Source organism: Olsenella uli (assembly GCF_016899935.1).
Lineage (GTDB): Bacteria > Actinomycetota > Coriobacteriia > Coriobacteriales > Atopobiaceae > Thermophilibacter > Thermophilibacter uli_B.
This window is the reverse complement of sequence record NZ_JACJJK010000015.1, coordinates 1-8687: the sequence shown is the minus strand read 5'-3', so window position 1 is coordinate 8687 and position 8687 is coordinate 1. Positions and strand designations below refer to the sequence as shown.

The 8687-nt window shown below is 69.6% G+C and carries 9 protein-coding genes and 1 pseudogene; 7 read left to right on the top strand and 3 right to left on the bottom strand.

Annotated features, from left to right (window positions below):
- Positions 1-360, bottom strand: a pseudogene (locus tag H6A07_RS09645) (Mur ligase family protein); the annotation flags it as partial.
- 182 nt (positions 361-542) lie between these two features.
- Here H6A07_RS09645 and H6A07_RS09640 point away from each other — a divergent pair.
- Genes H6A07_RS09640 through H6A07_RS09620 form a run of 5 tightly spaced genes read left to right on the top strand, consistent with a single transcriptional unit; the run spans position 543 to position 4991 of the window.
- Positions 543-1112 (top strand): QueT transporter family protein, encoded by a 570-nt coding sequence (locus H6A07_RS09640; RefSeq protein WP_204814711.1) that lies wholly within the window; start codon positions 543-545, stop codon positions 1110-1112.
- A gap of 3 nt (positions 1113-1115) precedes the next feature.
- On the top strand, positions 1116-2396 hold the full coding sequence (locus H6A07_RS09635) for a hypothetical protein (RefSeq protein ID WP_204814710.1): 1281 nt from the start codon (positions 1116-1118) through the stop codon (positions 2394-2396).
- Positions 2396-3751, top strand: a complete 1356-nt coding sequence (locus H6A07_RS09630) for a sensor histidine kinase (RefSeq protein ID WP_204814709.1) — start codon at positions 2396-2398, stop codon at positions 3749-3751. Before H6A07_RS09635 ends, H6A07_RS09630 begins: the two co-directional genes overlap by 1 nt.
- Positions 3752-3799: 48 nt before the next feature.
- Positions 3800-4516 (top strand): LytR/AlgR family response regulator transcription factor, encoded by a 717-nt coding sequence (locus tag H6A07_RS09625; RefSeq protein ID WP_204814708.1) that lies wholly within the window; start codon positions 3800-3802, stop codon positions 4514-4516.
- Between the two features lie 13 nt (positions 4517-4529).
- The gene (locus tag H6A07_RS09620) at positions 4530-4991 is read left to right on the top strand and encodes a YfcE family phosphodiesterase (protein ID WP_204814707.1); all 462 of its coding nucleotides are present in this window, start codon (positions 4530-4532) and stop codon (positions 4989-4991) included.
- Between the two features lie 254 nt (positions 4992-5245).
- Here the strand turns inward: H6A07_RS09620 and H6A07_RS09615 are convergent, their stop codons facing one another.
- Both H6A07_RS09615 and trxA read right to left on the bottom strand, forming a co-directional pair.
- Positions 5246-5944, bottom strand: coding sequence for a phosphatase PAP2 family protein (locus tag H6A07_RS09615; protein ID WP_204814706.1), 699 nt, complete (start codon positions 5942-5944; stop codon positions 5246-5248).
- A gap of 2 nt (positions 5945-5946) precedes the next feature.
- Entirely contained in the window at positions 5947-6264 is a 318-nt protein-coding gene (gene trxA, locus H6A07_RS09610) for a thioredoxin (RefSeq protein WP_204814705.1), read from the bottom strand.
- 109 nt (positions 6265-6373) lie between these two features.
- On the opposite strand from trxA, the gene H6A07_RS09605 reads away from it, so the two are divergent.
- Together H6A07_RS09605 and pgi are read left to right on the top strand one after the other, a co-directional pair.
- Positions 6374-6928, top strand: coding sequence for a hypothetical protein (locus H6A07_RS09605; protein WP_204814704.1), 555 nt, complete (start codon positions 6374-6376; stop codon positions 6926-6928).
- An 85-nt stretch (positions 6929-7013) separates the two neighbouring features.
- A partial coding sequence (pgi, locus tag H6A07_RS09600; RefSeq protein WP_204814703.1) for a glucose-6-phosphate isomerase occupies positions 7014-8687 on the top strand: 1674 nt, incomplete at its 3' end.

Here is an 8687-nt window from a genome sequence, read left to right as displayed (position 1 = left end):
GGTGTAGAGCTCGTCGCACTCGAAGCAGCCTGCGCGCCCGCCGTCCTTCTCGCCCGCCCCGGCCAGCACCAGCGCGGCCGCCACGCCGGACTCCATGTTGTTGCCCGCGCGGTTGCACACCACGTCCCGGCCGCCCGAGGCGAGCGCGTCAGCGAGAAGCCCGGTCGTGGTGGTCTTGCCGTTGGTCCCCGTGACCACCACGCGCGGAGCCAGGTCGGCGCCGAGCTCGCGCACGACGTCCGGGTCCACGCGCAGCGCCACGGCGCCGGGGATGTTGCCGCCGCCCCGGTGCGCCACGTTCACGGTCCCCCAGTGCGCCAGCGCGCCGGCGAGACGGGCCAGCCTCGTGCGTGCCCTCATGCTGCTCCTTCCAAAGTTGCTAAAAAGGGGTCTGACCCCTTTTTAGCAACCGTGCGTCCGCGTGGTGTTGGGGGTAATATTAGCACCGGCAAACACGTCAATCGGAGGTTCCCTTGTCCCACCCCAGCACCGCCGCGTCCGTCGCGCCCGTCGAGCGCGCCCGCCACGTCGCCCGCATCGGCATGATCGCCGCCGTCTACGCGAGCCTCACCCTCGTCGCGTTGCTCTTCCTCGGCAGCCTGGCCTGGGGCCCGGTGCAGTTCCGCGTCTCCGAGGCCGTCTGCGCCCTCGCCCTGCTCACGGCCGACGCGGTGCCTGGCCTCGCGCTCGGCTGCGTGATCGCCAACCTCGCCAACATCGTGCTCTCGGGTACCGGCATGCTCGGCATGCTCGACGTGGTCTTCGGCAGCCTGGCCACCGTCCTCGGCGCCTGGTTCACCTGGCGCAACCGCCGCCGCCCGGCGCTCGCCCTGCTCGGGCCCGTGATCGCCAACGCGCTGATCGTCCCGGCCTACCTGCCGCTCATGCTGCAGGGCGTCGGCTTCTACACGATCCCGTTCACCAACATCGCCATCGACGGCGCCTATCCCGCCATGTACGTCTTTGGCCTGCTCGCGACCGGCGCGGGCGAGGCCGTGGTCATGTACGTCCTCGGCCTGCCGCTCTACCGGGCCCTCGTTCGCACGGGGCTCGCGCGCACGCTCGGGGAGGGCGAGAAGGACGACGCCCCCCGGCCGCCCCGGAAGGGCTAGCGCTTGAACCCCGTCATTGTCATCCCCTCCTACTGGGACCGCAGCGCGCGTCCCGGGGCGCTCGGCGAGCGCGGCGTGTACGACTACACCACGCCGATCGACAAGCCCCTGCCCGAGCTGGAGGTCTGCCTGTCCTCGCTCGAGCGAGTGAGCGGTGTCCTGCGCGTGATCGTGCTCGTGGTGGCGCCGCAGAGCTGTGAGGAGGCGGCGCGTGCCCGCGTGAACAGCATCTGCCGCGCCCACGCCGACCTCAACCCGCTCGTGATCGGCGCGCGCGAGGCCGCGCACGTCGAGCGCGCGGTGGGGCGCATGGCGCACCACGTGGCGGGGGAGACCGTCTCCCTGCGCGGCTATGGCGCCATCCGCAACATGGGCCTGGCCGTCGCCGCCGTGCTGGGCCACGACGTGGTGGTCTTTCTCGACGATGACGAGGTCGTCCCGGACGAGGACTTCCTCACCAAGGCCGTCTGGGGCCTGGGGTCGCTGACCCGCCAGAACCTGCAGGTCCTGGTCAAGAGCGGCTTCTTCATGGACGAGCTGGGCAGCCCCTACGCGGAGCCCTCCACCGCCTGGAGCGAGAAGTACTGGTCCAAGGCCGCCGACTTCAACCGCGTGATGGAGCGCGCCCAGACGAGCTCTTCGCGCATCACGCGCTCCAACCACCTGTGCGGCGGGTGCTGCGCGCTGCACGCGGCGGCCTTCTCCAAGGTGCCCTTCGACCCCTACATCACGCGCGGCGAGGACCTGGACTACGTGCTCGACCTGCGCGCGAACGGCATGGACGCCTGGTTTGACAACGAGTGGCACGTCGAGGCGCAGCCGCCCGAGGAGATGGCCGGCGCGCCCTCGCTCTTCATGCAGGACGTCCACCGCTGGCTCTACGAGTACCGCAAGCTCGACGCGATGAACGCCCGGCGCGACCTGCGCACGATCACGCCCGAGTCCCTGATGCCCTACCCGGCGCCGTGGCTGTTTCCGGACGTGCGCCGCCGCGTGTTCCGCACGGCGCTCCGCCGCCTGGTCACGGGGCCGGACCGCCTTGCCTACCTGCGCATCCTCACCAAGGGCCGCTACGACGCGGACAAGTTCGCGCGCTCGGCGAGCTCGCGCTACCTGTCGTTTGCCATGGTGTGGCCCACGATCGTCTCGGCGCTGTGGGGCGACCGCGTGATCGCCTCCGCGATCCTGCGCACCGGCCAGGTCGCGCCGCCCACGCCCGCCGCGCCCGGGGCCGACCCGCTCGCCGACACGGGGGCCATCCCCGTCCAGGGGGGCGATCGCTGATGGGCCTTCGCGGACGCGCCTCGGGCTGGATCGCGGGCGGGCTGCTCGTCCTGTGCGCGCTCGTGCTCGCCGCCGCGCTGCTGCAGAGCGTGAGCGACGGGCTCGTGGCGATCGCGATGCTCGCCGGCTGCGGCTTCGCCGCCGTGATCGTCCTCGGCGGCGCGATCAACCTGGTCCCGGACGACACGCGCTCCGAGGCGACCGAGCGCACACTGCGCATGGCCACCGGCACGCTGGCGCACCTGCGCGGCGGTCTCACGGAGGAGAACGCCCGCGCGATCTGCGCGCTGCTGCTCCCCGAGACGCGCGCGGTGGGCATCGCCATCACGGACACCGCGCGGGTCCTCGCGCTCGAGGGGCCGGTGGACACCCCCTACGTCCCGGGCACCCCCAACGCCAAGCCGACCCTCGAGGTCCTGGAGAGCAAGCGCATGGAGACGTTCGTCTCGGTGGACCAGGAGAGTCAGGACGTGCGGCGCTTCTCGGTCGGGCGACGGCGCGACGGGCACATCTTTGGCTTCATCGTGCCGCTCTTCGTGCAGGAGCGCGCCGTGGGGACGATCAAGCTCTACTACCGCCGCGACCTGGACATCGACCGCACGCAGCTCGCCATCGCCGAGGGGCTGGGGTCGCTGCTCTCCACGCAGCTCTCCTCCTACGAGCTGGACCGCCAGGCTGAGCTCACCGCCCGCGCCGAGGTCAAGGCGCTCCAGGCGCAGATCAACCCGCACTTCCTCTTCAACACGCTCAACACCATCGCCTCGTTTACGCGGACCAACCCCACCAAGGCCCGCGACCTGCTCAGGGAGTTCTCGACGTTCTACCGCCGGACCCTGGAGAGCTCCGAGAAGACGCTCATCTCGCTCTCCCAGGAGCTCGAGCAGACGCGGCGCTACCTCAAGATCGAGAAGGCCCGCTTCGGCGAGGACCGCATCGTGGAGACCGAGCAGGTCGAGAAGGGCTGCGGGGAGCTGCCGGTGCCGTCGTTCCTGGTGCAGCCGATCGTCGAGAACGCCGTGCGCCACGCGATGCGCGACGAGGGCGCGCTCCACATTGACATACAGGTGGCGACCGACGGTGATGATATTCTTATAGCCGTGGTCGACGACGGCCTCGGCATGGACAAGGCGGTGGCCGACCGCCTGCTCGCCGCCGCTGCGGAGCCGCGCCCGCAGGCAGCCCCCGGGCAGGGCACGGGCATGGCGCTGCGCAACGTCGCCGAGCGCGTCGAGCGCTTCTTCGGCGTGGGCTCCGGGGTCGAGATCGTCTCCAAGCCCGGCGAGGGGACCTGCGTCACCCTGCGGCTCGCGCACGGCCGGGACCGCCTCGTGGCGACGCGTGGCGGGAGCGAGTAGGATGGACCCGGTCGCAAGGCCGGCGGAAGGACACGAAGGGATCGACACATGCGTGCGATGATTGTTGACGACGAGGCCCCGGCTCGCTCCGAGCTGCACTTCCTGCTCGACGAGACGGGGAGGGTCGAGTCGGTCACCGAGGCGTCCAGCGCCCGCGAGGCCGTGGAGAAGCTGATGGAGGCCAAGGCCGACGTCATGTTCCTCGACATCCAGATGCCCAAGACCTCCGGCATGCAGCTCGCCGAGGCCCTCCACAAGCTCAAGAACCCGCCCGCCGTGGTCTTTGTGACGGCCTACAGCGAGTACGCGCTCGAGGCCTTCGAGGTGGACGCGATCGACTACCTGATGAAGCCTGTGGACCCCGAGCGCCTCAACCAGGCCCTGGACAAGGTGCAGGCCCGCGCCAAGCCGCAGCCGCAGAGCCACTCCTCGGTGGAGCGCATCCCCGTGGTCAAGAGCGGGCGCAAGGTGCTCGTGCCCATCGACCAGATCCGCTACATCGAGGCCAAGGACGACTACTCCTGCATCTACACGGACACCGACCGCTTCCTGTCCACGATCTCGCTCGCCAAGCTCGAGCAGAAGCTCGCCCCGCACGGCTTCTTCCGCGTGCACCGCGGCTACATCGTGAACCTCGAGTACGTGGAGGACGTGGAGGTCATCTCCTCGGGCATCCTGCAGCTGGGCGTTAACGGCATCGAGGGCAAGAAGATCTCGGTCTCGCGCCGCCGCGTCGTCGCGCTCAAGCGCGCGCTCGGCCTCTAGGGCGGGGTCGCGCGTGGTCACGCGTCGCTTCGACATCATCTCGGACACGCACGGCTTCCTCTCCCCGGAGCTGCTCTCGGAGCTTGCCGGCGCCGACGTCATCGTGCACGCGGGCGACCTGTGCTCCGCGTCCGACTACCGCACGCTCTCCCAGATCGCGCCGGTGAAGATGGCGCTCGGCAACAACGACTGGGCCTACGACTACGGCCCCATGGTCAAGGACCGGCTGGTCTTTCTGGGCGGCGGGCTCAGGTGGCAGGTGACCCACTACCGACGCCGCCTCAACCTGCAGATGTGCGACATCGCCATCTTTGGGCACACGCACACGCCCGTGCTCGAGCGCGACGAGTGGACCGGCGTGCTGGTCATGAACCCCGGCAGCCCCACCTACCCGCGCCGCTCGCGGCCGTCCATGGGGCGGATCTTCGTGGAGGACGGGCACGTGGCGGACGCGCAGCTCATCACGCTGGGGTAGCGGGCGCGCGGTTCTTCTCGGCTGGGGTTTCTAGGAAATCGGGCCCTTGTCGCGGGGCCTTCTAGAAACGGGCGACCTTGGCGCGCGGGCTTCCGGGAATTGGCGACGTTGTCCCGCCGGGAGGCTCTTCTCGTCCAAGAAACCCCGGCTGCGCGCGCGCACGTCTGGGTCAAGGTCCGCACTTCTTAGATCGCCACGCGACAAGAACCCGGATTTCCGGAACGTCCCGGGACAAGGTCGCCAAATCCCGGACCTCAGACGTCCCCGCGCGGCGCGTCCACGGCCACGAAGCTCGGCGCCACCACGCGCGTGTAGAAGATCAGCCACACGAGCGAGACGCAGAAGCCCGCGAGCACGTCCGACGCGTAATGGACGCCCAGGTAGATGCGGCTCACGCCCACCATGACGATCACGAGGCCAAACACGGCGCACCACACCACGCGCATGACGTCGCGGCGGTGGTAGCGCCAGACCATCCAGACGAGCAGGCCAAAGAACGCCATCGCGACCATCGAGTGGCCCGAGGGGAAGCTGTAGCCGGACTCGGCGACGAGGCGGAACCCGTCGGGGCGCGGCCGCTGCACGAGGTACTTGAGCAGCTGGTTGAGCACGACCACGCAGACCAGGTTCACGGCCACGCACCAGCCCGGCGCCTTGCCCGGCGCAAGCGCGGCGATGACGGCGGCCATGACCGCGAGCACCACCACCGAGGCGAGCGACGTGAAGGCCTGCATGACCGGCGTCAGCGCGTCCGAGCGCAGATGCTCGACAAAGAGCTGGTAGGCGAGGGTGTCCAGCCGCAGGATCTCCCCGCTCGCGACCTCGCCGAGCAGCCAGACAAAGACCAGCGCCGCGCCGAGAAGAACCACCGCGCGCAGGTTGTCGCGAAGAAGGCCCAGGGAGCCGCGCGCGACGTCGCGGGCTCCCCGGGCCAGGTCGTGCGTGCGCGACATGCCTAGAGGTTGGCCTCGAGCTCGCCGACGAGCACGGGCTTGGGCATGTTGCCGACCATCGTGTGCGCGGGGTGGCCGTCCTTGAACAGGATCAGCGTGGGGATGGAGACGATGCCGAAGCGCGTGGCGAGCTCGGCCTGCTCGTCCACGTTGCACTTGTAGACCGTGACGCGGTCGGCCATCTCCTGCGCGATCTGGTCGACGACGGGGCCGAGCGCGCGGCACGGGCCGCACCACGACGCCCAGAAGTCCACGAGGACGGGCTTGTCGGAACCGGCGATGACGGAGTCGAACTCGGCGGCGGTGATTGCCTGGGCCATGGGTAACCTCCCTGATAGACTGTGCTTGTTGGGGCTTATACCCCGATTCGCTCGCAACTGTTGCCTAAAAGGGGTCTGACCCCTTTTAGGCAAGTTTGGAGGAGGGTGCATGGCATCGGAGCGGGACGCGCGACGGCGCGCGTGCGTGGACAAGACGACGGCGGAGCTCGACTCCCTGGCCGCGCGCGGCGTGCGCGCCGGGGGCAACGCGTTCTCCGCCGTCCTTCTCGTCAAGGGCGAGCTCACGCAGGCCGAGAAGGACGGCGAGCCCCCGTTCTCCGGCGCGGACGGCGCAGCGCTCAGGGCCTCCCTCGAGCGGCTGGGCTACGCGCCCGAGGACTGGGCGTGGCTGCTCACGCTGGACGCGGCCGGCGCCCCGCTCGACGCCGCGCTGCTGCGCGAGGCCGTGACCGCGCTCGACCCGGCCACCCTCGTCTGCTGCGACGAGGCTGCCGCCGCGCTCGTGCGCGAGGCCTACGCCGACGACCTCGCCGTCCTGGAGCGCCTCGAGGAGGCGATGCTCGCCCCGGGCGCCCTCGCGCACGTCTGCGGGATGCGCGTCCTCAACCTCGGGGGCTTTGCCGCGGCCCTCGCCGACGCCCACGAGAAGCAGGTCATGTGGGCGCGCCTCAAGCAGATCCCGCCGCTCGGCGAGCCGTTCTAGCGGGAGGGCGCTCTTCTCGTCGCGCCGCCCCGCGCCCCGCGGTATCCTTAACCCATCTGCAGCTTCCCCGGGAAGGAGCACGTCCATGTCCGACTTCGCAGCACCCGTTGACGCCACGACCACGCCCGCCTGGTCCGCGCTCCAGGCCCACCACGACGAGATGGTCTCGTCGGGCTTCTCGCTCAAGGAGGCCTTCGCCACCGACCCCGAGCGCGTCTCCAAGCTCTCCTTTGACATGGACGACCTGCACTTCGACCTCTCCAAGAACCTCGTGGACGAGAAGACCCTCGCGCTGCTGTGCGACCTTGCCCGCGCCGTGGGCCTTGAGGAGCGCCGCGACGCTATGTACGCCGGCGCGCACATCAACACCACCGAGGACCGTGCCGTCCTGCACACGGCGCTGCGTCGCCCCGCGTCCGAGAAGGGCACGCTCGTCGTGGACGGCCAGGACTGCGTCGCCGACGTCCGCGAGGTGCTCGACCGCATGTACGCCTTTGCTGAGCGCGTGCGCTCCGGCGAGTGGAAGGGCGTCACGGGCAAGCGCATCGAGCACGTGATGTCCATCGGCATCGGCGGCTCCGACCTCGGTCCCGTCATGGTCTACGAGGCCCTCAAGCCCTACGCCGACGCCGGCATCGACTGCCGCTACGTCTCCAACATCGACCCCAACGACATGGCCGAGAAGGTCAAGGGCCTCGACCCGGAGACCACGCTCGTGATCATCGTCTCCAAGACGTTCACCACGCTGGAGACCCTCACCAACGCGCGCGAGGCCAAGACCTGGCTGCTCGAGACCCTGCGCGCCCAGGGCGCGATCGACGGCTCCGCCGAGCAGGACGCCGAGGCCATCAAGAAGCACTTCGTGGCCGTCTCCACGGCGCTCGACCTGGTGGCGGACTTCGGCATCGACCCGGAGAACGCCTTCGGCTTCTGGAGCTGGGTCGGCGGGCGCTACTCCGTGGACTCCGCCGTGGGCCTGTCGCTCATCATCGCGTTTGGGCCGGAGCGCTTCGAGTGCTTCCTCAAGGGCTTCCACGACCTCGACGAGTACTTCCAGAAGACCCCGCTCGAGAAGAACGTGGTGGCGCTGCTCGGCCTGCTCAACGTCTGGTACGTCAACTTCTGGGGCGCCGAGAGCCACGCGGTGCTGCCCTACAACCAGTACCTGCACCGCTTTGCCGCCTACCTCCAGCAGCTGACGATGGAGTCCAACGGCAAGAGCGTGCGCTGGGACGGGAGCCCCGTGACCTCCGCCACCGGCGAGATCTTCTGGGGCGAGCCGGGCACCAACGGCCAGCACGCGTTCTACCAGCTCATCCACCAGGGCACCCGCATGATCCCGGCGGACTTCATCGCCTTCGTGAACACGCCCAACCCAACCAAGGACGGCGACCAGGACGTCCACGAGCTCTTCCTGGGCAACTACCTCGCTCAGACCAAGGCGCTCGCCTTTGGCAAGACGGCCGACGAGGTTCGCGCCGAGGGCACGGCCGAGTGGATGGTGCCCGCGCGCTGCTTCACCGGCAACCGGCCCACGACCTCGATCTTTGGCATCGACCTGACGCCGCACGCGCTCGGTGAGCTCATCGCGCTCTACGAGCACATCACCTTCGTCGAGGGCACGGTCTGGGGCCTGGACTCCTACGACCAGTGGGGCGTCGAGCTGGGCAAGCAGCTCGCCAAGCAGATCACGCCCGCCTTCCACGACGACGAGGCCCTCGCTGCGCAGGACGCCTCCACGCAGGCGCTCATCCAGTAC